The sequence below is a fragment of the Corynebacterium variabile genome (assembly GCF_006539825.1).
GTDB lineage: Bacteria > Actinomycetota > Actinomycetes > Mycobacteriales > Mycobacteriaceae > Corynebacterium > Corynebacterium variabile.
The window spans coordinates 227,614-252,499 of record NZ_BJNT01000004.1; the positions used below are offsets into that span (position 1 = coordinate 227,614).

Genomic DNA, 24,886 nt, shown 5'->3' on the forward strand with positions numbered 1-24,886 from the left:
TCGGCATGTGCGGTGGTCAGGTCGGCATTCGGAGAAGTCACCTACCAAGTGTGGCACAAAGCCGACTACCGTAGCGCCCATGAGTGGTTTCGTCGTCGCAGCACACCTCACCGACGGGGTCTGGAATCTGCGCGTGGTGCAACGGTCCGTCCCCGACGGCCTGGCCCCGCTGGTCCGTCGGCTGCGGGATATGCGGGCGGAGGGCGTCCTGCTGGGACTGGTCTCCGTCGACGACGACTGGGCGGCCCTGGTGCGCCCCGCACCGGGCGGTGCCCGTCTGCTGCTCGGTGACTCGACCGTCGCCCTGGAGGACGAGGACGATCCCGAGGTCGACGGGGTGCGGCTCGCCGCGGACATTCTCGACGAACTCGGCCTCGATGCGCCCACCGACGAGGAGATCGAGGACGCCGACGACCCCGACGCCCCCTGGCCCGAAGGCGATTTCGGCATCCTCACCGACCTCGGTGTCGGCGAACAGTCCCTCTCCGTCCTCTTCGACGACGCCGAGATCTACGCCTCCGACCAACTGCTCTCCATCGCCGGGGACCTGGGCTTCGGCGACGAGCTCGCGGACCTCTTCGACGAGGAGCTCGCTGACCTTGTCGGCGACGAATAGCCCCCTGATCGGCGACGGACTGCCGGAACCCGCGGCCGCGGTGCGTGACCGCGCACGGATGGCCCGGGCACTGGAGGTCGCGGCATCCACCCCGGACGGTGATGTGCCGGTCGGCGCGGTCGTCTACGCCCCCGACGGCACCGAACTCGCCGCGGCGACAAACCGCCGGGAGGCGGACGCCGACCCCACCGCCCATGCCGAGGTCCTGGCACTGCGCGCCGCGGCGGCGGCCCACGGGGACGCCTGGCGCCTGACGGACTGCGCCCTCGTGGTGACCCTCGAACCCTGCGCCATGTGCGCCGGGGCGATGGTCGGTGCCCGGGTGCGCACCGTGGTCTTCGGGGCATGGGAACCGCGCACCGGGGCCTGTGGATCGGTCTTCGACGTGGCCCGTGAATCCCCGCTGCATGCGGTGGAGGTCCGGGGCGGGGTACTGCTCGACGAGTGCGAGGATCTGGTCCGGGAGTTCTTCAGTTCCCGGCGGTGACGTTCCCGGGATGTGTATTGTCGGCCACACCGACCGGGCTTCCGTCCCGGACCACCGAACCCCCGGAAGGGAAACACCATGGGCATCGACGACCTGAAGAAGTACGCGGACAAGGCCAAGGACGCCGTCTCCGACAACCGCGACAAGATCGAGGGCGCCGCCGACAGCGCCATCGACAAGGTCGCCAAGGGTGACAAGGGCGAGAAGGTCAAGGGCGCCGTCCGCAGCGGCCTCGACAAGCTGACCGGAGAGTAATTTCCGTTACCGTCACCGGTGCGTTACCCTGTTCCACGGTGGCGTGTCCGAGCGGCCGAAGGTGCTCGCCTCGAAAGCGAGTGTTGTGTAATAACAACCGGGGGTTCAAATCCCTCCGCCACCGCCAGAGAAGAACCCCGGTACCGGATCTCCGGTGCCGGGGTTCTGCCATGTCCATGGTTCCCTCATGCAGGTTCACGTCCCGGGAGGCCGAATCGGAGGGCTCCGGACGGACTCCCGGGACGTGAAAACCTGCACGGGGTGGGAGAGAGGTGCTCAGAAACGGGTGTCCCACGAGGTGTACGACTCTCACCTCGCCGAGGATGCGGAGTTGTCCGGTCCCGTTGCTACGGTTGTCTCCGGCGAAACAAGGGTGGACCAGAGCAGAAAGAAGGTCAGGGCACAGTGCCGAAACCGGTGGACAAGGGGACGACGTATGTCCCGGGGTTGGACGGACTGCGCACACTCGCGGTCACTGTGGTGATTCTCTTCCACCTGGGGGTCGGCGGCGTCCCCGGTGGACTGCTCGGCGTGGGTGTCTTCTTCACACTCTCCGGCTACCTCATCACCTCGAACCTCATGCGGTCCTGGGACCGGCGCGGCAACCTCGGCCTGAAGACCTTCTGGCTACGCCGGTTCCGGCGTCTGGCCCCGGCGATGATCGTCACGGTCATCGCCGTCCTCCTGCTCACCGTCGCCCTCGACCGCGGCGCGCTGACCGACCGGGCCGGTGAAGGACTCTCGACGTTCTTCTACGTCAACAACTGGCACACGATCTTCTCCGAGGCCTCCTACTTCGACAACTTCGGTGGCCCCGGTCCCCTGGACCACATGTGGTCCCTGTCGGTGGAGGAGCAGTTCTACCTGGTCTGGCCGCTGCTCCTGCTCGGACTGCTGCTCCTGCTGCGCAGGCGCCGGACGCTGGTGGCCTGGGCGACGGTGGTCCTCGCCGTGGCGTCCTTCGGACTGATGTGGTGGCTCGCGAGCGCCGGTGCGGACAACACCCGCGCCTACGAGGGCACCGACACCCGTGCCGGTGGACTGCTGCTCGGCGCCGCGCTGGCCGTCTGGCTGTCCTCCCGCCGTGCCGCCGGGAAGTCGACACAGCCCAACGGGCCCGCCGCCGCGGTCCTCGGACTCGTCGGCGTCGCCGGCATCCTCGCGATGGTCATCCTCGTCGACCAGGACGACATGTTCCTCTACCAGGGCGGCATCGCCCTGCTCAGTGTCGCCGCGGTGTGCGCTATCCTCGCGGTGCTGCGCCCCACCGGCGTGTGGTCGGCGGTCTTCGGTTGCCTGCCGATGCGCTGGCTCGGCGAGCGGTCCTACGGCATCTACCTCTGGCACATGCCCGTCATCGCCTTCCTCCCGGCCGGCTGGGTCGAGGACAGGCTGCTGCTCTCCCTCGTACTCACCGCCGGCATCTCCGTGGTGCTCTCCGCGGTGAGCTGGAAGTACTTCGAGGACCCGGTCCGCCGCCACGGCGTGGTCGGTCCGGTGAAGGACTGGTGGGCCGAGTGGAAGCTCGACAGGGCCGTCCCGGTGAAGCGTCGTGGTCGGATCCAGCGCTACGCCGGGGCCGGCTCCGGTGTGGTGCTCTCCGCCGTCATCGTCATCGGTGCGCCCGCCGTCCTCGCCGACCCGGACGGTGGTGCATCCGGCGGGTCCGCTGACGGCACCGGCGGTCAGGCCATGGAGGTGGAGAACGACGGCCCCGTCACCGCCGACGAGTCCGAGGCGGCCGAGGCCGCGGCCAACGGCGTCAGCCAGATGGCGTGCACCAAGGTCATCCACGTCGGTGACTCGACCTCGCTGGGCATCTTCAACCCGGACATGCTGCCCGACCCCGCCGACGTCGGCGAGAACCAGTACATCGAGCACGGCGGCCCCGAGGTCGAGACCAGTGTCTTCGGTGGACGCAACACCACCGAGGGCTTCGAGGACTACCCCTCGGCGGTCGATTCCGTCGCCGAGCTGCTCACCTACGACCAGCCCGAGGGCACCTGCTGGGTCATCGGCACCGGTGTGAACGACGCCGCGAATGTCGCCGCCGGCGCGAACTACGACGAAGAGACCCGCGTCCGCATGATGATGGACCAGCTCGACGGTCAGCGCGTCATGTGGTCCACCGCGAAGACCCGCATCGACGACGGCTACTACGCCGACGCCAACATGCAGAAGTTCAACGAGATCCTCGAGAACACCATGAAGGACTACCCCAACGCGGTCGTGTGGGACTGGGCTTCCGAGGTCGCCGACCACATGGACTGGTTCCTCGACGGTGACGACGTGCACTACAACGCCGAGGGCAATGCCGCCCGCGGCCGGATGTTCGCCGCCGCCCTCGCCAACGCCTTCCCGGCCGGTGGACCCGATGAGGTGGCAGGCGGAACGGTCGTGACCTCCGGGACGGAGTAGTCTTTCCCGACCTTTCCAGCCGTGTCGCCTAGGATGGTCGGCCATGGCAACTTTCCTCTTCCGCCTCGGTCGCTGGTCCTTCCTCCACCGCAAGTTCATCCTTGTGGTGTGGCTCGGCGTCCTCGTGGTGGTCGGTGGCCTCTCCACGGCGTTCCAGAAGGGGTACAACGACCTCTTCGCCATCGACGGTGTGCCCTCCCAGCACGCCACCGAGATGCTGATGGACAAGTTCCCCGGCACCAAGAACCCCATGGAGGACGCCGGGGTCACCCTGGTCTACCAGGCACCGGAGGGGAAGACGCTCACCGACCCGGACGTCGCCGCCGCCGTGGACGAGTCGATCGCCGCGGTGAAGGACAATGTCGCTGCGATGACCGACGAGGCCCGCGAAGCCCTCACCGGCCCGGTCGCCGCGAACGACGCCCAGACCGACCTGCTCATCGGGCAGGAGACGGAGATGGGCCTGCCGAAGGAGGTCGCCGAGGCGGATGCCGCGAACGTCGCCCTCGTCAGTCCTGACGGGACGACCGGCACCACCAGTTTCTCCTTTGACGTCGAGCTGCCGGCCGACGTCACCCCCGCCGACAAGGACGCGGTGACCGACGCCCTGCAGATCGCCCGCGACGCCGGGCTGCAGGCCGAGGCCGGTGGCGCGGGCTTCGGCGACCCCATCGAGATCGAGCCGATCAGTGAGGTCATCGGCGTCATCGTCGCCTTCATCGTCCTGATCTTCACCTTCGGGTCGATGCTTGCCGCCGGGCTGCCGCTGATCACCGCCGTCATCGGCGTGGGCCTGGGTGCACTGGGTATCACCGGGGCGACCGCCCTCGTCCCGCTGAACAACATCACCCCGGTGCTCGGCATCATGATCGGCCTGGCCGTCGGCATCGACTACGCCCTGTTCATCATGAGCCGGTTCCGGGACGAACTGCGCCACGGCAGATCGAGACCCGACGCAGTCGGACTGGCGGTCGGCACCGCCGGATCCGCGGTGGTCTTCGCCGGACTGACGGTCATCGTCGCACTCGTCGGTCTGGCCCTGGCGAACATCGAGTTCCTCACCTACATGGGCTTCGCGGCCGCGGCCATCGTGCTCATCGCCGTGCTCGTCGCGCTGACACTGCTGCCCGCACTGCTGGGCTTCGCCGGGGACCGTGTCTTCCGGAAGGACGCCGCCTCCGGTCGGCTCAGGCAGAGTGACATCCCGGACAGCACCGGGGCGAGGGGACGCCACGGTAAGCCTCGGAAGCCGGGACTTCTCGCCCGACTGTCCGGCCGGTTCGGTGGGGCCTCGCGTGACGCGCGCACGGCCCGTAATCCCTACGCTCCGACTCTGGGTACCCGCTGGGTGACGCTGATCCACCGTGCCCCGGGAGTGTTCGTGGTCATCGTCATCGCGGTGCTGGTGCTGCTGACCCTGCCGGCGAAGAACCTGCAGCTCTCGCTGCCCTCGGACATGACCTCGCCGGAGTCGACGACACAGCGCAAGTCTGCCGAGCTCATCGAGGAAGGTTTCGGGGCGGGACGGAACTCGCCGCTGCTGGTCATCGTGGACGCGGAGAACGTCGACCCGGAGGCTGAGTCGTTGAAGCCGCTGGTGGCCGGGGGTATCGAGCCGGCCCAGGCGTCCTTCGTGATGATCAAGGACCAGCTCGGCAACAATGTCGGCGTGAAGCACGCGCAGCTCATCGGGGCGTCCGAGGACGGCTCGACCGCGCAGATCCTGGTGACACCCACGACCGGGCCGATCGACGAGAAGACGGTGCAGCTCATCGGCCAGTTGCGCGGTGAGAAGTCCCGGATCGAGGCGGAGACCGGCGTGGACATGGGTATCACCGGGTTCACGCCGATCCAGCAGGACGTGACCGACCGGCTGGAAGGTGCGATGCCGGTCTACCTGGGACTCGTCGTGGGTCTCGCGCTGGTGCTGCTGCTCATGGTGTTCCGCTCGCTGATGGTGCCGCTGGTCGCCGCGACCGGATTCCTGCTGTCCATCGGTGCCGCATTCGGCGTGACTGTGCTGTTCTGGCAGGAGGGATTGTGGGGCCTCATCGACTCGCCGGGCCCGCTGATCAGCTTCATGCCGATCTTCCTCATCGGCGTGACCTTCGGGCTGGCGATGGACTACGAAGTGTTCATCCTCTCCCGGATGAGGGAGAGGTGGACGAAGCACTCGCACCGGGCGGTGGCCGACGGATCGGCCGGGAAGTTCAACGCCGTCGAGGACTCCGTGGTCCGGGGCTTCGGCATGGGCGCGCGGGTGGTGACGGCGGCGGCGCTGATCATGATCGCCGTGTTCGCCTCCTTCATCGCCCAGCCGCTGCCGTTCATCAAGGTCTTCGGCTTCGCCCTCGGTGCCGGTGTGCTCTTCGACGCCTTCTTCATCCGCATGACGCTGGTGCCTGCGCTGATGTTCATCACCGGGCGCGCCACCTGGTACATGCCGCGGTGGCTGGACAAGGTGCTGCCGACCTTCGACGTGGAGGGCGAGAAGCTGGAGGAGGCCTACGCCTCCGGTGCGATCGAGACGATGGACGATGAGCCGGCGAAGGAGCGGAAGTTCCGGAAGGCACGGAGGTCACGGCAGGCGACACAGTAGTTCCGGTTGCCCCGGTTGACGTGCGCACCCGCGAGACGATTTGACTGTGTTTCAGGCGTCGGCCATTATAAAGGTGGAAAGAGGGTACCCCGCACCGAAGAACAGTTCCGAGGAACTGAACGGTGCGGGGTTTTGCGTTGCCGGAAATTCCCGGTCCATCGCACACCGTTTCGGCCGTGAAGGCTGGAAGGTCGCCCTGGTCGGACGCAACCCCGACCGCCTCGCCGCCGGTGTCACCGAGCTCGGGGACGCCGGCACCGAGGCCAGGCTTTCATCGGGGACGCCTCCGACCCGGCGTCCATCAGGGACACGGTCCGTGAGGTGCAGGCCCGGCACGGACCGGTGTCCGCGGTCGTGTTCTCCGCCTACCGCTCCGTCATCGTCGGGGACGTGCTCTCCGATGACCCGGACACCGTCGGCCGGGTCTTCGACAACGGCGTGTCCGGCCTGTTCAGCACTGTGCAGGCCACACTGGACGACCTGACATCACAGCGCGGGGCGGTGCGTGTCCTCAACGGTGCGCTCGGCCTCCAGGATGACCGGAAGGACGCCTACGCGGTGTCCTTCGGCGCCGACGGCGTGGCCCTGGAGTGCGCCGCCAAGACGAAGCTCGTCGGGCTGCTCGCCGCGCGGTTGCGTGGTCAGGGCGTGTACGCCGGCGAGATCGTCATCGACGGATCGGTCAAGGGTGCCCCGGGAGCGGGGCCGGACGCCATCGACCCGGACGACGTCGCCGAGCAGGTCTGGGCGATGTACTCGTCGCGGACGGAGGTGCACACCCGGATCGGCGGGGCGCAGGGACAACGGCGACCTGCTCGACGTCCTGTTCTGTGCCCTGCGTTACCGCCCGCGCAGCTCCGGGGCCTTGTTCGCGTAGTAGCGGCCGAGGAACTCGTCCCGGTATTCCGTGAAACGGCCCTCCTCGATGGAGGTCCGGATGTTCCGCGTCAGCGTCATCATGAAGTTGATGTTGTGCAGGGTGCACAGCGTCCCCGCGAGGAATTCTTTCGCCTTGAGCAGGTGGTGGATGTACGCGCGGGTGTAGTGCTCGTTGACGTAGCCGCCGGTCTCCGCGTCGATCGGGATGAAATCGCGCTTGTGTCGCGACGCCATGAGGTTCAGTCGCCCGTCCAGGGTGTAGACACCGCCACGGCGGGCAAGCCGGGTCGGGGCGACACAGTCGAAGGTGTCTGCACCGGCGGCGATGCAGGTGAACAGGTCATCCGGCTCGGAGATCCCCAGCATGTGGCGGGGCTTGTCGTCGGGCAGCTCATCGCAGACCCAGCCGGTGATGGTGCCGAGGTTCTCCTTCTCCAGGGCGCCACCGATGCCGAAGCCGCCGAAGCCGCGGCGTCCGTCCTTCTCCGCCTCGGCGGACAGCTCCACCAGTCCGCGGGCAGCCTGACGACGCAGGTCCTCGTATTGCGCGCCCTGCACCACGCCCCACAGTGACTGCAGCGGGCGGTGCGTCCGCTCGGTCGTGAGCCGGTCGTGCTCGACGAGACACCGACGCGCCCAGCGGTGCGTCCGCTCGACGGACTCCTCCTGGTAGCGGCGGGTGTCGACCAGCGTGGTCAGCTCATCGAAGGCGAACATGATGTCCGCGCCGAGGCCGTGCTGGATCTGCATCGACTTCTCCGGGGTGAAACGGTGCATCGAGCCGTCGATGACGGACTTGAAGTCCACGCCGTCCTCGTCGACCTGCGCCATCCGCTCCTTCTTCGCCGCGCGGATGTCAGCATCCGTGAGATTGGCGACGTCCATCGCCAGCACCTTCTTGAAACCCACACCCAGGCTCATGACCTGGAATCCGCCGGAGTCGGTGTAGGTCGGGCCGTGCCAGTTCTCGAATTCGGCGAGGCCGCCGGCGGTGTCGACGATGTCCTCGCCGGGCTGCAGGTAGAGGTGGTACGCGTTCGACAGGATCGCCTCGGCGCCGGTGGAGCGGACCTGCTCCGGGGTCAGTGTCTTGACCGTGGCCTTCGTGGCGACGGGAATGAAGGCAGGGGTGTGGATGCCGCCGTGCGGGGTGTGGATCACGCCGGTGCGTCCATGTGCGTTGTGCCCGTCGATCTCGCCGACCCGGGTGCCGAGGGTGAAGGTGGTGTCGGACGCCGTGCCGGACGCAGTGTCAGTCATGGTTGAACAGTCTATCCGGTGGTGCTGCGTGACCTGTCTGCACCAGGTGTGCGTCGGCAGGGTGGTTCCGGGGCGCTGGGCCACCCTGTCGGCGCACACCCGGGCCTGCGGGCGTCGTTACCCTGGCACGTATGTCGAACGAGTCCGGAACACCTCCCGAGGTCAGTGCCCTGGCGAACAACGTCGCCGTCCCCGAAGAGCTCCAGTGGACGGACTCCCGTCGTGACGTCGAATACCGCCTGCAGACTCTGAACATCCGGCTCCTACAGGACGGCTCCCTTGCCGCGAAAGCGTACGGACGCCCGGTGGCGGGTGGTCAGGGAGGGTACACGTCGTTCCGGGTGCCGGAGTCCCCGGAACTGGCGGCGCTCATTTCCCGGGCGGCGGACGAATCTGGTCGTCTGTGGTCCGGGCACGCAGGTCTGTAGTCGGCTTGGTTGACCTGTCGGCATCTTGGTACCAGGGGTCGGTTTCGGAGGGTCAGAACTCACCTGGGATCCCAAGATGCCGACGCCCCATTGCACCCGACCCGCGTCACCGTCCGTGGTTACCCTCGGGGAGGACAGTCATCCCCTCGTCAAGGAGCACCAGAGTCGTATGAGCACCCGCACCGCACGTCAGATCGTCCTCGCGTCCCGCCCGGAGGCCACGCCCGGCCCCGAGCACTTCCGCACCGAGACCGTCGACCTCCCGGAGCTCACCGACGGCGACATCGAGGTCAAGGTCCACTACCTCTCCCTCGATCCGTACATGCGCGGCCGGATGAGCGACGCGAAGTCCTACGCCGATCCGGTCCCCGTTGGTGGTGTCATGGAGGGCGAGACGGTCAGTGAGGTCGTCGCCTCGAAGAACCCGGACTTCGCCGAAGGTGACCTTGTGCTCTGGCGTACCGGCTGGGTGGACGCCGCCGTCATCCCCGCCGCCAAGGTCCACACCGTCCGGAAGCTGCGGACCTTCGGCGCATCGGAGACCACAGCACTCGGCGTCCTCGGTATGCCCGGATTCACGGCATGGGCGGGCATGAAGTTCATCGGTAAGCCGCAGGCAGGGGAGACCGTGGCGGTCGCTGCGGCGTCCGGCCCGGTCGGTTCGATGGTCGGCCAGCTCGCGCAGCTCGCCGGGGCCCGTGCCGTCGGCATCGCCGGTGGTGAGAAGAAGTGCGCCTGGGTCAGTGACGGGATCGGCTTCGACGCCGCCGTCGACCACCGTGACCCGGACTTCTACAACAACCTCAAAGCCGCCTGCCCGGACGGCGTGGACGTCTACTACGAGAACGTCAGCGGTCCGGTGTGGGACGCGGTGCGCCCGCGGCTCAACCTGTACTCGCGGGTACCGGTGTGCGGCCTCGTCGCCAACTACAACACCGGTGGCCTGGGCGATCATGACCGCCTGCCTGCGACGATGAACACGATCCTCACCCAGAGTGTGCTGGTCCGCGGGTTCATCCAGACCGAGTTCGCCGAGCACTACGACGAGTTCCTCGACGAGATCGGCCCGAAGGTCGCCGACGGCACCATCGTCCACAAGGAGGACATCGTCGAGGGACTGGAGAACGCCCCGGAGGCCTTCATCGGTCTGCTCGAGGGGAAGAACTTCGGCAAGCTGCTGGTCAAGGTAAATTAACCGGCATGTCCCAGGATTCCCAGGTCAGTAAGGTCACAGCCCTCTACCGCTACCCCGTCAAGGGGTTCACCCCGCAGCCGTGCGAGTCGCTGACGGTCCAGCCGGACGGCCGGATTGCCGGGGACCGCGTCCTCGCTGTCCGTTTCGCGGATTCCGCCACGCCGGAGGACAAGGACGGCCTGGACTACTGGCCGAAGGCGAAGGGCCTGTGCCTGCAGGACTTCCCGACGCTCGCCCGGCTGCGCGTCGACTTCGACGGGAGGACGCTGACCTTCCGTGACCGCACGGACAATGACGCGGTCCTGGTCTCTGCCGGCCTTGACCAGGCAGGACGCCGCGAGATCTGTGACGCCTTGGCCGACTGGATCCTCGCCGGCCCGGACGCGAAAAGGCTGGGACGGCCGGGCAGGCTGCCCCTGGAGCTCGTCGGTGACGGAGAAAGCGCCCGGTTCCAGGACCGGCCGCGCGGCTTCGTCTCCCTGCACTCGGAGGAGTCGGTGAGGGAGGTGGAGCAGGCGAACGGTGCAGTGCCCCTCGACGACCGCCGGTTCCGGTCCAACGTCGTCATCGACGGGGTGCCTGCCCGGACCGAACTGGACTGGGCGGTGGACAATACCGACCTCACCGTGGGGGCGGTCCGGTTCACCGCGCAGAAGACCATCGTGCGTTGCATGGCGGTCACCGCGAACCCGGACACCGGCGTCCGCGACGCGAACCTGCTCAAGGTCCTGACCGCAGAGGTGGGCCTGGCGGAGCCGGCACTCGGCGTCCTTCTGTTGCCTACCGATGCCACGGGCCCCGGCGAGGTGGGCAGCGACTCGGGCACCGGGGGCGTCCTCCGGATCGGCGACCGGGTCAGCGTGGGCTGAACCAGGTGTGCGACGAGAGGGTGGTTCCGGTGTTCGAAACCACCCTCTCGACGCGCACCCGGGGGCAGGTCAGGAGCCCGAGCCGGTCACACCCGGCGTCCACCGAAGACCGCGTAGAGCAGCGGCGGCACCGACAGCCCCATCATCACGATGCCGACCACATTCGCCGCGGTACTCCACGAGTCGCCGGCCCCCGCCGAGCCCCGCAGCACAGCCCCGCCGATCACCAGACCGACGAAGATGACCGCGGCGACCACCCGCACCGCCGCCCGCTCCAGCCGCTTGAGCTGGTGCTCTACCTGCGGCGTCTTCACTGACAGATCGCCGCTCTCGACCACGCCGATCACATGGTCGAGGCGCCTCGGCAGCGCGACCACGGTCTTCGCCGTCGCGGCCGCAGAGGAGACGGCACGTTGCGCGATCTCGGTCGCCGACGCCCCGGCCTGCTCCCGGATCAGCCGGGTCGCGAACGGGGTCACCGACTCCCAGATGTTGAACTCGGGGTCGAGTGTGGAGCACAGCCCCGACAGCATCGACACCGCACGCATGATGAGAAGGAAGTTCTCCGGCAGCTGGAAGGGCATCGACCGGATCACGTCGCGGAACCGGTGCGCGAACTCCTCGAACTCCTTCGGGTCCACATGCTGCAGATCGGTCACGGCCATCCCGCCGAAGCGGTCGAAGAGCTCGGTCATCGCCTCGGTGAGGGTGTCGGTGTCCGCACCGTCGAGCAGCACACCCAGTGACTGCATCGCGTTGACCATCCCGGCTCCGTCGCGCAGGCCCACGGCGATGACCAGTGACCGCAGCCCGTTGCGCAGCCCATCGTCGATGTGCCCGGTCATCCCGAAGTCGATGAAGGTCAGCGTGAACTCCCCACGCCGCAGCCCAGGGGTGACGAAGAGGTTCCCCGGGTGGGGGTCGGCGTGGAAATGCCCGGTCGTGAACAGCTGCGTGAACATCTCCTCGGCCAGCCGGACGGCCACGTCAGAAGGGTCGATACCGAGCCCGCGCAAAGTGGCGACATCACTGATCTTGATCGCGGTGACGTCCTGCAGCGTCAGGATGCGCCGGGTACTGCGCTCCCAGACGACCTGCGGCGCGCGGGTGTGCGGCCCGTCGCCGGGGGCGTCCCCGAAGTCCTTCCGGAAGGACGCCGCCTCCGAGGCTTCGTGCAGGTAGTCGATCTCTTCGTGGCTGGTGTCCGCGAACTCCTCGATCAGTGCGGGCACATCGGCGCGTCCGGCGATGAACGGGATTTTCGCCAGCCAGCCGGCGATCTTCCGCAGTGCGGCGAGGTCCACCTCCACGACATCGGCGATGCCGGGGCGCTGCACCTTGACGACCACATCGGAGAACCCCGCTTCAGCGGCGAGGGTGGGGGTGAGCCGCGCCCGGTAGGCCTGTCCCAGCGACGCTGCGGCGATCGGTTCAGAGGTGAAGGACGCGAAGGCGCGCGACAGTGGCATCCCCAGGTCGGCCTCGGCCTGCGCCCGGACCGTGTCGAACTCCACGGCGGGGACATTGTCCTGCAGCGTGGCGAGTTCCTCGGTGACCTGCGGCGGGAGCATGTCGATGCGGGTGGACATGAACTGGCCGACCTTGATCATCAGCCCGCCGAGGTCGGTCGCCAGCCGTCGGAACCGCAGGGCGGTGCGGGTCAGGCGCTTCGTCTGGCCTCGCCGGCTCCAGGCACGCAGGCCGAGCCGGGGCAGCACCAGGTCGAACCACCAGACCTGCAGCATCACGGACAGCCCGAAGGCCATGATGCGCCGGTAGCGGGCGCGGAGCCGGTGGCCGCCGGGGCGGGATGTGCTCACTCCCCGGTGTTCTCGGGCGTCTCTTCGGCAGTTTCCTCGGCGAGGATGCCGTAGATCTTCCGGCGGGTCTCGTCGAGCAGGGCGGTGACCTTCTCCATCTGTGCCTCGTCGCCGGACAGCAGGACCTGGTGGGCGGCTTGGACGAGCTTCGCCCCGGCCTTCGGCAGCTCGCCGCGGGCTCCCGCGAAGCCCCCGGCGAACGGGGTGTGCCCGGCGAAACGGCTGAACGGTGCGAAGAACCCGGCCCAGTCGTCGGCGTCCTCGTCGTCGTCACCGGAGGCGGAGGCTTCGTCCTCGCCGGCCTCGGTGAGGGTGAAGGTGCGGCGTCCCTCCTCCTCGGCGACAGTGGCCAGGCCCTCGTCGACGAGCAGCTGGAGGGTGGGGTAGACCTCGGCGGCGGCCGGCTCCCAGTCATCGGTGGACCGCTCGGTGATCGCCCGGATCACCCCGGCCCCGGTGGCAGGTGTGGTGGCGAGGACGCTGAGCACGGCGGCGCGGATGTCCCGGGTGCTCCGGTCCGCGGCGTCCTTCGAGATCTCGAGGCGGGGACGCCTGGCGGCGAAGTCCTCGCGCAGTCCGCGGATCATGTCGAACAGTCCGTTGAAGTCCTGCGGCTCTTCGGACGGCTTTCTGTCGGTCATGTCTGTACCTTCCCGTGTGACGGTCGTGGTGAAAGTGGTGGGGGACACCGCCCAGGCTACGCCGGAGACCCTGCGGTTACCCTGTGAGTTATGACCCACGGCAACGGCCGCTACGCGCCCAGTCCCAGCGGAGACCTGCACCTCGGAAACCTGCGGACGGCGGTTCTCGCCGAGGCGTGGGCACGCGCCACCGGACGGGGATTCCGGCTGCGCATCGACGACATAGACGCCGCACGGTCCTCGGAGATCTCCGCCGACCGGCAGCTTGAGGACCTGGAGGCGGTGTGCCTGACCTGGGACGGGTCGGTCGCCAGGCAGTCGGACACCCTGGAGCGTTACGAGGTAGCCCTCGACCGACTCGTCGAGGACGGCCTGGTCTACGAGTGTTACTGCTCGCGCAAGGACATTGCCGAGGCGGCCCGCGCACCCCACGCCGTGCCCGGACGCTACCCCGGCACCTGCCGGGATCTCACCGATGCTCAGCGTGAACAGAAGCTCGAGGAACTGGCGGCGGTGGGACGTGTCCCGGCCCTGCGGCTGCGCGCGCAGGTCACCGAATGGTCGGTGCGTGAGGTGTTCTCCGACGAGGCCACTGACGGCCGGTACACCGGGGACGTCGACGACATGGTGCTGCGCCGCGGTGGTGCGCAGGACACCGGCTTCGCCTACAACCTCGCCGTCGTCGTCGACGACACCCTGGCCGGGATCGACCAGGTCGTCCGTGGTGACGACCTGCTCAGTTCCGCACCGCGGCAGGCCTATCTCGCCCATCTGCTGGAGCTGCCCGAGGTGGAGTACGTGCACGTCCCGCTGGTGCTCGGACCGACGGGGCAACGGTTGGCGAAGCGGGACGGTGCGGTGACGCTGCGTCAGCTGCCGGGGGAGACCTACGCGGAGAAGGCGGCCGCGGCACGGGCCTGGATCGACGCGTCCATCGGGGATGCCGCGCTCGCCGATCCGTCGCTGCTCTCCCACGAGCCGGTGACCTGGGAGTAGTTACCTCACGTTGCGGCGGGCGAAGACCGGGGCGACCTTCTTCGCCGCGGCCTTCTGGGCGACCTTCGTGTTGGACGCCACGAGCAGGCGGAACTGACGGATCCGCTCGAGAGCGAAGGTGGCGCGTGCCCCGCGCGCCCACGTCTCGTCGACGAGCTTCTTGCCGTAGGCGGTGGCATCGGGGGAGCGGGTGGCGATCTGTGCGGCGAGCTCCACCGCGGCGTCCACCGGATCGGTGCCTTCCGCGGTGACCTCGCTGGCCAGGCCGAACTCCACGGCCCTCGTCCCGTCGACTGTCTCGCCGGTCATGGTCAGCCGCTTGAGAACGTCCGCCCGCAGCTGCTGGGACAGGGACTGCAGACCGGACATGTCCGGGATCAGGCCCCACTTCGACTCGAGGATGCTCCACTGCGCGTCGGCGGTGGTGAACCGCCAGTCCGCGGCCATCGCCAGCTGCAGTCCACCGCCGAAGCAGTGGCCGTGGACCGCGGCGATGACCGGCACCGGCAGGCGGCGGAACGCCCAGCAGGCCTCCTGGAACTGGTTGGTGCCCCGCCACGGCCGCGGCACGAAACTCGCGGCGAGTGCCTGCGGCTTCTTCATCGCGGAAGCGAAGTCCAGTCCGGCACAGAAGGAGCGTCCTTCCCCGGCGATGACCACGGCGCGGACGCTGCGGTCGGCGCGGATCGTCCCGGCGATCGCGATGAGTTCATCGAGCACGTCCAGGGTCAGGGAGTTCAGTTTCTCCGGGCGGTTCAGACGGACATGCGCGATGCGCACCGGCTCGTCGGTGAAGGTCAGCGTGGGCAGCTCAGAAGCGGATGCAGCGGAGGACGCAGGGGAAGTGGTGGCCATGGCGTTCACGCTAACGGATCGACCAGCTCACCGGGCCGTTTTCCCGTCGTGGTCCAGGACATCGCTCCAGTCGCCGTCGATGTGCGGCAGGTTCCCGGCATCGATCTGCTGCTCCATACCCAGCATCACGGAGTGACGCAGCCAGGTCCCGGCGTCCTGCAGATCGGGGAAGGACGCCGTGGTCAGTGAACTCATGAACGTCCGGGATGCCACGAAGTACGCCGCATTGGCGTCCAGCTCCGGTCGTCGGCGCATGACCTCGGCCACCATGGTGGAGTAGATGCGCCGTGTCTCCGGGCCGAAGGGACCGTAGAAGAGGTATTCGGTGAATCCGGGATGGGTGGCGGCGAGCGGTACGACGCGCGCACTGACGGCATCCATGTAGTCCATCCAGCTGCCGGTGTCCGTGGCCGGGTCCGGTGTGAGGTCCACTCCGGCGGACAGCCGGTCACAGGCTCCGCGGTACAGCTCGTCGCGACTGTGGACGTAGTTGTAGACCGTCGCTTCGGCGACACCGACCTCCTTCGCCACAGCGGCGAGGGTGAAACTGTCGAGGCCGAGGGTGAGGGCGGCGTCCTGCAGGGCGTCCAGTGAGGTTCGGGAGGGGCGGCCCACCGACCGGCGTCTGGAGATCATGGGACAGATCCTACCGGCGGTGGAACAGGGGTGGTCGGCGGCTACCGGGCGGCTACTCGGCGGCGTCGTCGAGTGCGGTGAAAGTGTCCTCCAGCTGCTCCAGTTCCCAGACCACCGACAGGATGGTCGGGTTGCTGATGGCCATCGCGGCGTCCGTGTCGGCGAGGAAGGCGGTGCCGTTCTTCACCGGGGTGAGCTGGTCCCAGCCCTTCACCGTGGTGGGAACGTCCTTAGCCTCGACGCAGACCGGCCACATGTACAGCAGGTCGGTGTTGAGCAGGTCGGTGTTCTCCTCGGAGATGAAGGCGCGGCTCCCGTTCAGGCTGGTGGCCTTGATCTCCTCCGGGATCACGATGCCGAGATCGGTGGGGAAGACATTGGCCGGGTCGGCGTCGCCGGTGACCATGGCCAGACCCTGCTCGCTGATCTGGCCGAAGGCGCCGGTCGCACCGTCAAGGGCAGGGTGGTTCTCCTTAGCATCGGTGAAAGCCTGCTCGGCGTCCTCGATGAGGCTCTTCGCATCGTCGCTCCTGTCGAGAATGTCGCCGGCGACGGTGGTGGCCTCGCGCCAGTCATCGGACATCGGGGAGGAGCCGACGGTGGCGATGGTCGGGGCGATCTGGTTGAAGCGGTCGTAGGTGGCCTGGTCCGGCAGATACCCGGCGAAGATGACGTCCGGGTCGGCTTCGGCGACCTTCTCGACATCCGGGGTGCCGGTCATCGGGTAGGTGAGGGTCTCTCCGGAATCGCCGTTCTCCCATGGGCCGGGTTCGCCGTAGAAGTCGGTGCGGTACTCCACATCCACCGGCCGTCCCAGTGCGGAGAAGACGTCGGTGAAGCTGGGGGAGAAGGTGATGATCTTCCCCGGATCTTCCGGAACTTCAGTGGTGCCCATGGTGTGGGTCACCTCGACCGTGCCGGACTGGGCTGCGGTCGCAGAGGAGTCCGACGGGTCTGAACCATCATCGTCGGAGCAGGCGGCGAGGGAACCCGACAGTGCAGTGGTGATGGTCAGGGCGAGGGCGGTGGTCCGGAAGCGGCGTCCGGCGGCGACAGTGGGGATACGCATGAGGACGCATATTAGTGAGCCTCCACCGTCAAGAGCAATGGTTACCCTTTCCTCATTCTCCGGCGCTGTCCGGCCGGAGCCGGAACGGTGATTCCGATAGGGTGGACGCCGTGACTTCCGTGGACACCAGGCACCTGCCCATGTGCCCGGCCGGTGCGCTCCACTTCCCCGTCCGGGCCTTCGGCAACGAGGAGGGCCATGTCCGGGAGACGCGGTGGGGTGAGCATTCCCACCCCACCCACGAACTGATCTGGAACGAGTGCGGGGTGGGGCACGCGGTCATCGGTCACCGGGTCTGGACCGTGACCCGCACCGTCGGGCTGTGGATTCCCGCGGGGACGCCGCACTCCGGCAGTACCCCGGCCGGCTCGCGGCAGCGTGCCGTGCACTTCGGTGCGGACACCACGCCGTTGGCGTCCCACCCGGTGGCGGTGGATCTCACGGATCTGCTGCGGCTGCTGCTGGAACGGCTCGTCACCGAGGATCTGGACGGTGAGGCCCACCGGACGACCGAGCAGATGATCTTCGACGTGCTCCGGCCCAGTGACAACGGGCTGGTGCTCCGGGTGCCGACCGCGCCACTCGTCGCACCGATCGTGGACTCGGTGCAGAAGAACCCCGCGGACACCCGCACCCTCAAGGCCTGGGCGCGCGAGCTCGGGGTCAGTACCCGCACGGTGACGCGTGCGTTCGAGTCGGAGACCGGGATGGGGTTCACCCGGTGGATCACTGCGGCGAGGGTGCATTACGCGGCGACGTTGCTGGGCCAGGATCTGGGTATCGCCGAGGTCGCTGCGGCGGTCGGATACGGTTCCGCGAGCTCATTCACCACGGCGTTCCGGCGGGTGACTGGGACGACGCCCGGCCAGTTCCACGGAGGGGAGTACTAGGCGGCCACTACCCCGGTACGCTCGCGGCCATGGACCGCAGGGCTCGCACCACGTTCACCGACCTCACGCACCCGTTGACCGCTGACATGCCGGTCTATCCGGGTGATCCTGAGGGGCAGATTGATGAGGTTCTGACGATCCCCGCCGACGGCTGTTCGGTACGCTCCCTGCACCTCGGTTCCCATTCGGGGACGCATGTGGACGCCCCGGCGCACGTCATCGCCGGTGGACGCACCATCGATCAGGTGGCGCCGGAGGAACTCATGGGGGACGCCGTCGTCGTCCAGCTCCCGGACCTCGCGCCGGAACAGCTGATCGACGAGGAGATGCTGGGTGAGGCACTGCGGTCGGGGCCGGAGAACCTGCCGTCGATCCTTCTGCTGGCCACCGGATGGGACCGGCCCTGGGGTGGTGACGACTACCTGCGTCATCCGGTGTTGACCGAGGACGCGGCATCCTTCCTCGTGGCGGGAGGGGTGCAGGTCCTCGGGGTGGACATGGCGTCCCCGGATGGAGCTGACAGTCTCGTGGCGCACGAGGTCCTGCTCGGGGCGGACCGGCTGATCATCGAGAACTTGCGGGGGCTTACCGATCTGCCGCGGCACGTGGAGTTCACCGCCCTGCCGTTGAACATCACCGGCGGTGACGGTGCGCCGGTGAGGGCGGTGGCTCGGTACTGAGCCTGGTCAGTCCGGCAGCTCGGCGGCGGCCAGGGCGTCCCGCAGCTCCTCGTCGGTGGCGGGGCGGCCGGAGCCCATCGACAGGATGTCGGTGGGGTTGGCGTCCGGCGTGAGGTACGGGCGGCCGTAGGCGGGCTGACCGTTGTCGAAGCGGCGACCCTCGGACAGGGGACCGGCGTCGAGCGTGTTGTAGCCGAGGGAGTCGAGGAAGGACGTGACCTGGGCCTTGGCGTCCTTGTCGTCGCCGGCGATGATCAGCGAGGTGCGCTCCGGATCCCCGGCCGGGCGGGCGAGGAGGCCGAGGTGGGCGAAGTTGATGTTGTTGAAGGCCTTGACGACGGCTGAGTCCGGCAGCCGGTCCTGGAGGTACTTCGAGGTCGTGACCTCGCGGTTGTCGAGCTCGTCGATGTGGCCGTCACGCTGCCAGTAGTAGTTGGAGGTGTCGATGACCGTTTTGCCCGCCAGCGGTTCGGTGGGGATGTCGGCCAGTGCGCCGAGCGGGACGCTGACGACCACGATGTCGCCGGCCTCTGCGGCCTCGGCCGGGGTGGCGGCGCGGGAGTCGGGTCCGAGTGCCGCGACCAGCGGCAGCAGGGTGCGGGGTTCCCGCGAGTTGGACAGGACAACCTGGTGGCCACCCTGGACGGCGAGACGTGCGACAGTTGCTCCGATAAGGCCGGAGCCGATGATTCCGATTGTGCTCATTTCAGACGTAACTCGTGTGGGTGGTCGGGTATTCCCGGGAGCCCTGATGCCGCTGATGTCGGCATCGCGCACCGTCAGGTCGGTGAGAGAGGTGGCTGAGCGACCTCAGGCTGCGTGATGCGGACATGGGGCCGGGGTGGTGATGGGCGCGGCGGAACCATCCGGAGCACGGCGGAGTCAAACAGGTGCATGGAGACAGCACCAACTGGCCAGATAAATCGCTATAGAGCGACTAGAGCTATCGCACTGAGGGGACTAGTCTCATGACCACACGGCGCGACATCATGCGGAGAATCAGAAGACAGGCGAAGGCTCGAGGTGAGGACCTGCACATCGAAGAAGGCCGCAACCACACGAAGGTCTGGATCGGTGAACGCTACACGACTGTCCCGCGACGTCGGGAGATTCCGGACAGGTTCGCCACCGAGATCCTGCGACAGATCGGAGCATGACCATGGACAACACGTTTACCGCCCGCGCCTCCCGTGACGAAGGGTGGTGGACCGTCACCGTAGATGAGGTTCCGGGACTGTTCACCCAGACCCGTCGGCTCGACCAGATTCCGGGCATGGTCCGGGATGCGCTCACCCTGTTCCCCGACATCACCGAGGACGCCAAGGGTGCGGAAGTGACCGTTGTCCCGCAGGGACCAGCGGCGGATGCCGCCCATGAGGCGGCTGAACTGCGGAATCTTGCGCGCGAGGCACAGGAACAGGCCACTGCCTCGATGCAGGCGGCGGCCCGGGAACTCTCTGCCGGCGGGCTCACGTTCCGTGACATCGGGAGCCTGCTTGGGGTCAGCTATCAGCAGGCCCAGAAGCTCGCCGTCCAGTAGGGCCTGAGCCGGAAGTCCCTGACGTTGGCATGCGCGCCGGGAACGGGGTGGGCGCGGCGGATGGCAGAGTCACGCCGACTACATCCGGGTCGGACTACGGAAAGTTGAAGCCACGGTGATCCGGATCTGCGCCGCCGTCTGTTCTGCCTCTCTCATCAGTGCGATGATGCGCTGGTGATTCATCCAGTGTTCGGCCCCGAGCTCGGCGCCCACCAGTTCTTCAAAGTTCACCTGTGTGGGTGAGCCCCAGCGTTCGAAAGCTTCGAGACGACTGGCGCGCTCCTCGATATCCGAGATCCCGCGGGTGAGTGGTGAGAGCCTCGCGGAGCTGAACATCCAGGTGCGCCAGGGTTTGTTTCCTTTGCTCTGATTGCATTTCCCGCAACTGGGGACCAGATTGTGGATCTCTGAGATGTATCCGGTCGGCCGCTGCTTGATGACAAGCGGTCGTAGGTGATCCCATTCTGTAGACGTGTCGCCGCAGTAGGAGCACACAGGGAAATCCATGCCGAGAACACCCAAAGTCTCCTTTATCTCATCCTCCGTCGGGACGATGACAGGGATGATCCCGTTGACGAACGAGTTGGTGATGCTCGATGACCGGCCCGTGGTACGGACGGGTTTCGGCATGGCGAATCCGGATGGCGAGGTCATGGAGATGAGGCTACGGGCACCAGGACCGTGGGTGGGAGGCACCTCGTCTCAACACCGTCAGGTCAGTTCGTCCATTCGGCCCATGATCGCGGAGTTGATACGCCGCAGCACGGCGACGGTGGTGGGATCTGCCAGGCTGTCCTGGAGCAGAGCGCGATGTGCGGCAAGGTCGCGGGCGAATGTGGAGTCGGTCAATGTACGACCTCGGTCAGTCACCTCCCCCACCGACCTGACGGTGCGAGATGCGGACATGGTGTCCAGAGGCACGGGACCGGCCACCTACCGCACCTCACCGCGACCCGCCTGGCACACTGGTGAGCATGTCCGATCAGCCTGATCAGCCCACCGCAGGGGCCTACGCCCACGGCTTCGCCCGCGTCGCCGCCGTCACCGTCCCGGTCGCCGTCGCCGACCCGGCGACCAATGCACAGAGCATTCTCGACGCCGCCCGCGAACTGCATGACGACCATGTCGGCGTCGCCGTGTTCCCCGAGCTCAGCCTCACCGGCTATGCCATCGATGACCTCGTCCTCCAGGACGTACTGCTCGACGCCGTCACCGACGCCGTCGAAACGCTCGTCGCTGCGAGTATCGACCTCATGCCCGTCCTCGTCGTCGGCGCACCCCTGGCCCACGGCAACCGGCTCTACAACTGCGCGGTCGTCATCCACCGCGGTGAGATCCTCGGCGTCGTCCCGAAGTCCAACCTGCCGACCTACCGCGAGTTCTACGAACGCCGCTGGTACGCCCCCGGCGACGACATTCAGGACGCCACCATCCGCATCGGTGACAACCGGGCGCTCTTCGGCACCGACCTGCTGTTCGAGGCCGCGGACGTGAAGGGACTGACCTTCCACGCCGAGATCTGCGAGGACATGTGGGTCCCCGTCCCGCCGAGTGCCCGCGCGGCACTCAACGGGGCGACAGTCCTGCTCAACCTCTCCGGCAGCCCCATCACCCAGCGCCGCGCCGACGACCGGCACCTGCTGGCGTCAAGTGCATCGCTGCGTTGCCAGGCCGCCTACGTCTACGCCGCCGCCGGGCACGGCGAATCCACCAACGACGTCGCCTGGGACGGGCTGACCATGGTGCACGAACGTGGCGTCCTCCTGCGTGAGACCGAGCGTTTCCCGGACGGGACGCGCTACTCCGTCGCCGATGTCGACCTCGACAGCATCCGTCAGGCGCGGCTGCACCAGGGCACCTTCGACGACAACCGACGCACCCTCGATGACCTGGGTGAACGGGAATACCGCACCGTCGATTTCACCCTCGACCCGCCGCGCGGGGAGATCGGCCTGCGCCGCGACCTCGCCCGCTTCCCCTTCGTCCCCGGTGATCCCGCGCGCCTCGCCCAGGACTGCTACGAGGCCTTCAACATCCAGGTTGCCGGCCTGGCCCAGCGACTCTCCGCGATCGGGAACCCGAAGCCGGTCATCGGCGTCTCCGGCGGTCTGGACTCCACCCACGCGCTGCTGGTCATCGCCCGTGCGATGGACCGCGCCGGGCGTCCGCGCTCGGACATCCTCGCGTACACCATGCCTGGTTTCGCCACGAGTGAGCACACGAAGTCCAATGCCGTGAAGCTCGCCGAAGCGATCGGCGCGTCCATCGAGACCATCGACATCGTGCCCGCCGCCACCGAACTGCTCAAGAAGATGCACCATCCCTTCGGCGACGGCGAACCGGTCTATGACGTCACCTTCGAGAACGTCCAGGCAGGCCTGCGCACCGACTACCTCTTCCGCCTGGCCAACCACCACGGCGGCATCGTCGTCGGCACCGGCGACCTCTCCGAGATCGCCCTGGGCTGGTGCACCTACGGCGTCGGTGACCAGATGAGCCACTACGGCGTGAACTGCGGCGTCCCGAAGACGCTCATGCAGCACCTCATCCGCTGGGTCATCGCCGAACGCGAGGGGGTGGACGCCGCCACCGTGGAGGTCCTGCAGTCCGTCCTCGACACCGAGATCAGCCCCGAGCTCGTGCCGCCGGGCGCCGACGGCAAGGTGCAGTCCACCGAGTCCACCATCGGCCCCTACGCCCTGCACGACTTCACCCTCTGGCACATCCTCGCGGGGCTGCGTCCCTCCAAGATCGCCTTCCTCGCCTGGCACGCCTGGAAGGACGCCGAGGTCGGCGAGTGGCCCGCCGGTTTCCCCGATGAGGACCGCTACACCTACGACCTGGCCACGATCGTGGAATGGGAGCGCTCGTTCCTGCAGCGGTTCTTCGGGTTCGCGCAGTTCAAGCGCACTGCGATCCCCAACGGTCCGAAAGTCTCCCCGGCCGGGTCCCTCTCCCCGCGTGGTGACTGGCGCGCCCCCTCGGACGGCAACGCCCGGGCCTGGCTCGCCGAGCTGGACGCCGCGTTCCCGGGGGTTTAGCCGGAACTACCGCACGATCTCCGGGATGAACAGGTCCGCCATGAACCGCGACCCGGCGGCGGTCGGGTGCCACGCCATGAGGACGTCAGGTGCACCCTCTTCGCCGGAGAGGAAGCGCTCACCGACAGGGCTGCAGGTCGAGTTGCCTGCTGCGGCGGAACGGACGTCCACGAACTCCGCGTCGTACTTCTCCGCGGCGAGCGCCATCGTCTCACTGATGTATCCCTCGACCTCGTCGAGCTGCTGGTCGTAGACCGGCAGGGAAACACCCTCGACCGGCCCGTCGGTGCGGCACACGTACGGTCCGACCGTGGCCGGCAGGTAACTGGAGAAGACGAGCTTCGCGTCCGGTGCGGCGTCCCGGATCTTCGACACGGCGGTGTCCACGTTCGTCATCACGGTTTCGCGGCGTCCGTCCAGGTCACCGATCTTCATGCCACGGACCACGCCCTGGTGGGCGAAGTCGTTGCCGCCGATGGAGAGGAAGACCGTGCCGGTCTCCGCGCCGAGGTCGCCGGAGGCCAGCGCCTCGTCGACCCGCTCGAGCATCGTCTCCGAGGTCACCCCACCACAGCTGAAGTCGTGGACGGCGACGCCGGTGTCCGCTGCGGCGAGTCGGGACCAGTTCGCGTCCGACTGGGAGCAGGTCCGGGTCAGGGCGGCTTCGTCGGGGGAGGAGTAGTAGGAGTCGCCGAAGACGACGACATTTCCCGAGGATCCGGAGGACGCCCCGGACAGCGACGCCAGCGTCAGGCCCGACACACTCGCGACACCGACACCGGCGGCCGCGAGCAGGGAACCGGTCACCATGCGCGGTGCGAGAGTCTTGCGGCGGTGCCGGGAACCCCTGGATGCGCGGGGTGCGCGGTGTCGCCGGTGCTGCCCGGATGCGCGGTGGTCCATGTACTGGCGATGTCCTTCTCTGGTGTGTCAGGGAGAAAGGGCCGGAGATTGTCCGGACTGATCTTACGTCATCCGGTTGGGGTGGGCACGCCTAACGGCAGAACCCCCGGGTCCGAGGACGCCGGGGGTTCATGTGGCGGAGGATAGGGGATTTGAACCCCTGTGGGATTTAACTCCCTCACGCGTTCCAGGCGTGTGACATAGGCCGCTAGTCGAATCCTCCGCCGTACAATGTACACCTGCCCGCGGCGTCCGCGAAGTCGGGGGTGGGTTGTGCGCATCACGCAGTGAGAGGTTGGTCGGGAGGGGGCTGCAGCGACCTCCGGGTGCGCGATGCCGACATATCGGACATGGCTGAGACCGACCCCCGGACATGACTGAACCCCCGGGTCCGAGGACGCCGGGGGTTCATGTGGCGGAGGATAGGGGATTTGAACCCCTGTGGGATTTAACTCCCTCACGCGTTCCAGGCGTGTGACATAGGCCGCTAGTCGAATCCTCCGCCGACAAATATACACAGGGCGTCCACGTGCCACAAAATGGCTGGTCGTGCCGTGGAAAGGGATCGGGAAGGCGCCGGCCGTACACAAGTCCCACCCCGTGCTTTGGCACCAGTCGAATCCTGGGTTACCATGGTCGACGGATCTCACGTGGCGTGAATCCTGCGAACTCCCCCAGGGCAGGAATGCAGCAAGGGTAAGCGGGCTCTGGCGGGTGCGTGAGGTCCGTTCTACTTTCCGGGGAGGGAACCGGGGCGGGGAAGGGCCCAGGGGAAGGGTCCAGGGGAACGGCTCAGGGGAACGGCTCAG

25 protein-coding genes, 3 tRNA genes and 1 other RNA gene are annotated in these 24,886 nt (G+C 67.7%); 16 read left to right on the plus strand and 13 right to left on the minus strand.

From position 1 onward, the window contains the following. Positions 1-79 precede the first annotated feature (79 nt). From CVA01_RS02785 to CVA01_RS02805, 6 genes are all read left to right on the plus strand, one after another. Positions 80-616, plus strand: coding sequence for a tRNA adenosine deaminase-associated protein (locus tag CVA01_RS02785; protein ID WP_014011050.1), 537 nt, complete (start codon positions 80-82; stop codon positions 614-616). A 58-nt stretch (positions 617-674) separates the two neighbouring features. Next, a complete protein-coding gene (locus CVA01_RS02790; protein ID WP_174775596.1) occupies positions 675-1,103 on the plus strand; it encodes a nucleoside deaminase in 429 nt (142 codons plus the stop codon). Positions 1,104-1,181: 78 nt separating this feature from the next. Next, a complete protein-coding gene (locus CVA01_RS14830; RefSeq protein WP_170209670.1) occupies positions 1,182-1,358 on the plus strand; it encodes a hypothetical protein in 177 nt (58 codons plus the stop codon). Between the two features lie 37 nt (positions 1,359-1,395). Next, a tRNA-Ser gene (locus tag CVA01_RS02795) sits at positions 1,396-1,485 on the plus strand. 278 nt (positions 1,486-1,763) lie between these two features. Continuing rightward, positions 1,764-3,776 (plus strand): acyltransferase family protein, encoded by a 2,013-nt coding sequence (locus tag CVA01_RS02800; RefSeq protein ID WP_014011048.1) that lies wholly within the window; start codon positions 1,764-1,766, stop codon positions 3,774-3,776. A gap of 43 nt (positions 3,777-3,819) precedes the next feature. Next, on the plus strand, positions 3,820-6,375 hold the full coding sequence (locus CVA01_RS02805; RefSeq protein WP_141328438.1) for an MMPL family transporter: 2,556 nt from the start codon (positions 3,820-3,822) through the stop codon (positions 6,373-6,375). Positions 6,376-6,861: 486 nt separating this feature from the next. On the opposite strand, the gene CVA01_RS02810 is transcribed toward CVA01_RS02805, so the two are convergent. Both CVA01_RS02810 and tgt read right to left on the minus strand, forming a co-directional pair. Then, the gene (locus CVA01_RS02810; RefSeq protein ID WP_141328440.1) at positions 6,862-7,179 is read right to left on the minus strand and encodes a hypothetical protein; all 318 of its coding nucleotides are present in this window, start codon (positions 7,177-7,179) and stop codon (positions 6,862-6,864) included. Between the two features lie 36 nt (positions 7,180-7,215). Next, positions 7,216-8,514: a tRNA guanosine(34) transglycosylase Tgt gene (gene tgt, locus CVA01_RS02815; RefSeq protein ID WP_141328442.1), complete on the minus strand. Its 1,299-nt coding sequence runs from the start codon at positions 8,512-8,514 to the stop codon at positions 7,216-7,218. A gap of 131 nt (positions 8,515-8,645) precedes the next feature. On the opposite strand from tgt, the gene CVA01_RS02820 reads away from it, so the two are divergent. The 3 genes from CVA01_RS02820 (at position 8,646) to CVA01_RS02830 (ending at position 11,006) form a co-directional block, all read left to right on the plus strand. Beyond that, the gene (locus CVA01_RS02820; RefSeq protein ID WP_141328444.1) at positions 8,646-8,942 is read left to right on the plus strand and encodes a hypothetical protein; all 297 of its coding nucleotides are present in this window, start codon (positions 8,646-8,648) and stop codon (positions 8,940-8,942) included. Positions 8,943-9,111: 169 nt separating this feature from the next. Then, entirely contained in the window at positions 9,112-10,137 is a 1,026-nt protein-coding gene (gene curA / locus CVA01_RS02825) for an NADPH-dependent curcumin/dihydrocurcumin reductase (protein WP_141328446.1), read from the plus strand. 5 nt (positions 10,138-10,142) lie between these two features. Then, positions 10,143-11,006, plus strand: coding sequence for an MOSC domain-containing protein (locus CVA01_RS02830; protein ID WP_141328448.1), 864 nt, complete (start codon positions 10,143-10,145; stop codon positions 11,004-11,006). An 86-nt stretch (positions 11,007-11,092) separates the two neighbouring features. On the opposite strand, the gene CVA01_RS02835 is transcribed toward CVA01_RS02830, so the two are convergent. Both CVA01_RS02835 and CVA01_RS02840 read right to left on the minus strand, forming a co-directional pair. Then, on the minus strand, positions 11,093-12,826 hold the full coding sequence (locus tag CVA01_RS02835; protein WP_141328450.1) for an ABC1 kinase family protein: 1,734 nt from the start codon (positions 12,824-12,826) through the stop codon (positions 11,093-11,095). Further along, a complete protein-coding gene (locus CVA01_RS02840; RefSeq protein ID WP_244938104.1) occupies positions 12,823-13,467 on the minus strand; it encodes a PadR family transcriptional regulator in 645 nt (214 codons plus the stop codon). The genes CVA01_RS02835 and CVA01_RS02840 overlap by 4 nt, the downstream gene beginning before the upstream one ends. Positions 13,468-13,557: 90 nt before the next feature. Here CVA01_RS02840 and gluQRS point away from each other — a divergent pair, with 90 nt between their 5' ends. After that, positions 13,558-14,463, plus strand: coding sequence for a tRNA glutamyl-Q(34) synthetase GluQRS (gene gluQRS / locus CVA01_RS02845; RefSeq protein WP_141328454.1), 906 nt, complete (start codon positions 13,558-13,560; stop codon positions 14,461-14,463). Here gluQRS and CVA01_RS02850 read toward each other — a convergent pair whose 3' ends face one another. Genes CVA01_RS02850 through CVA01_RS02860 form a run of 3 tightly spaced genes read right to left on the minus strand, consistent with a single transcriptional unit; the run spans position 14,464 to position 17,023 of the window. Further along, the gene (locus CVA01_RS02850; RefSeq protein WP_141328456.1) at positions 14,464-15,318 is read right to left on the minus strand and encodes a crotonase/enoyl-CoA hydratase family protein; all 855 of its coding nucleotides are present in this window, start codon (positions 15,316-15,318) and stop codon (positions 14,464-14,466) included. It abuts the gene before it with no gap. A gap of 27 nt (positions 15,319-15,345) precedes the next feature. Further along, on the minus strand, positions 15,346-15,954 hold the full coding sequence (locus CVA01_RS02855; protein WP_141328458.1) for a TetR/AcrR family transcriptional regulator: 609 nt from the start codon (positions 15,952-15,954) through the stop codon (positions 15,346-15,348). 52 nt (positions 15,955-16,006) lie between these two features. After that, positions 16,007-17,023, minus strand: a complete 1,017-nt coding sequence (locus CVA01_RS02860) for an ABC transporter substrate-binding protein (protein WP_244938105.1) — start codon at positions 17,021-17,023, stop codon at positions 16,007-16,009. A 110-nt stretch (positions 17,024-17,133) separates the two neighbouring features. On the opposite strand from CVA01_RS02860, the gene CVA01_RS02865 reads away from it, so the two are divergent. Both CVA01_RS02865 and CVA01_RS02870 read left to right on the plus strand, forming a co-directional pair. Beyond that, a complete protein-coding gene (locus CVA01_RS02865) occupies positions 17,134-17,913 on the plus strand; it encodes a helix-turn-helix domain-containing protein (protein ID WP_244938106.1) in 780 nt (259 codons plus the stop codon). 29 nt (positions 17,914-17,942) lie between these two features. Then, positions 17,943-18,593, plus strand: coding sequence for a cyclase family protein (locus CVA01_RS02870; protein WP_141328462.1), 651 nt, complete (start codon positions 17,943-17,945; stop codon positions 18,591-18,593). 6 nt (positions 18,594-18,599) lie between these two features. On the opposite strand, the gene CVA01_RS02875 is transcribed toward CVA01_RS02870, so the two are convergent. Then, positions 18,600-19,298, minus strand: a complete 699-nt coding sequence (locus tag CVA01_RS02875; RefSeq protein WP_141328464.1) for an NADPH-dependent F420 reductase — start codon at positions 19,296-19,298, stop codon at positions 18,600-18,602. A gap of 263 nt (positions 19,299-19,561) precedes the next feature. Here CVA01_RS02875 and CVA01_RS02880 point away from each other — a divergent pair, with 263 nt between their 5' ends. Together CVA01_RS02880 and CVA01_RS02885 are read left to right on the plus strand one after the other, a co-directional pair. Beyond that, positions 19,562-19,750, plus strand: coding sequence for a toxin HicA (locus tag CVA01_RS02880; protein ID WP_141328466.1), 189 nt, complete (start codon positions 19,562-19,564; stop codon positions 19,748-19,750). After that, positions 19,747-20,133 (plus strand): transcriptional regulator, encoded by a 387-nt coding sequence (locus CVA01_RS02885; RefSeq protein ID WP_244938107.1) that lies wholly within the window; start codon positions 19,747-19,749, stop codon positions 20,131-20,133. The genes CVA01_RS02880 and CVA01_RS02885 overlap by 4 nt, the downstream gene beginning before the upstream one ends. 78 nt (positions 20,134-20,211) lie before the next feature. Here CVA01_RS02885 and CVA01_RS02890 read toward each other — a convergent pair whose 3' ends face one another. Both CVA01_RS02890 and CVA01_RS14835 read right to left on the minus strand, forming a co-directional pair. Continuing rightward, positions 20,212-20,787, minus strand: a complete 576-nt coding sequence (locus CVA01_RS02890; protein ID WP_141328468.1) for an HNH endonuclease signature motif containing protein — start codon at positions 20,785-20,787, stop codon at positions 20,212-20,214. 57 nt (positions 20,788-20,844) lie between these two features. Further along, positions 20,845-20,982 (minus strand): hypothetical protein, encoded by a 138-nt coding sequence (locus CVA01_RS14835; RefSeq protein WP_158307506.1) that lies wholly within the window; start codon positions 20,980-20,982, stop codon positions 20,845-20,847. Positions 20,983-21,107: 125 nt separating this feature from the next. Here CVA01_RS14835 and CVA01_RS02895 point away from each other — a divergent pair, with 125 nt between their 5' ends. After that, entirely contained in the window at positions 21,108-23,174 is a 2,067-nt protein-coding gene (locus CVA01_RS02895; protein WP_073883460.1) for an NAD(+) synthase, read from the plus strand. A 6-nt stretch (positions 23,175-23,180) separates the two neighbouring features. On the opposite strand, the gene CVA01_RS02900 is transcribed toward CVA01_RS02895, so the two are convergent. From CVA01_RS02900 to CVA01_RS02910, 3 genes are all read right to left on the minus strand, one after another. Next, positions 23,181-24,077, minus strand: coding sequence for a GDSL-type esterase/lipase family protein (locus CVA01_RS02900; protein ID WP_141328470.1), 897 nt, complete (start codon positions 24,075-24,077; stop codon positions 23,181-23,183). Between the two features lie 134 nt (positions 24,078-24,211). Beyond that, positions 24,212-24,300, minus strand: a tRNA-Ser gene (locus tag CVA01_RS02905). A 190-nt stretch (positions 24,301-24,490) separates the two neighbouring features. Next, positions 24,491-24,579, minus strand: a tRNA-Ser gene (locus CVA01_RS02910). Between the two features lie 135 nt (positions 24,580-24,714). Between CVA01_RS02910 and ffs the strand changes: the two genes are divergently transcribed. Then, an RNA gene (gene ffs / locus CVA01_RS02915) (signal recognition particle sRNA small type) lies at positions 24,715-24,811 on the plus strand. Positions 24,812-24,886: the final 75 nt, after the last annotated feature.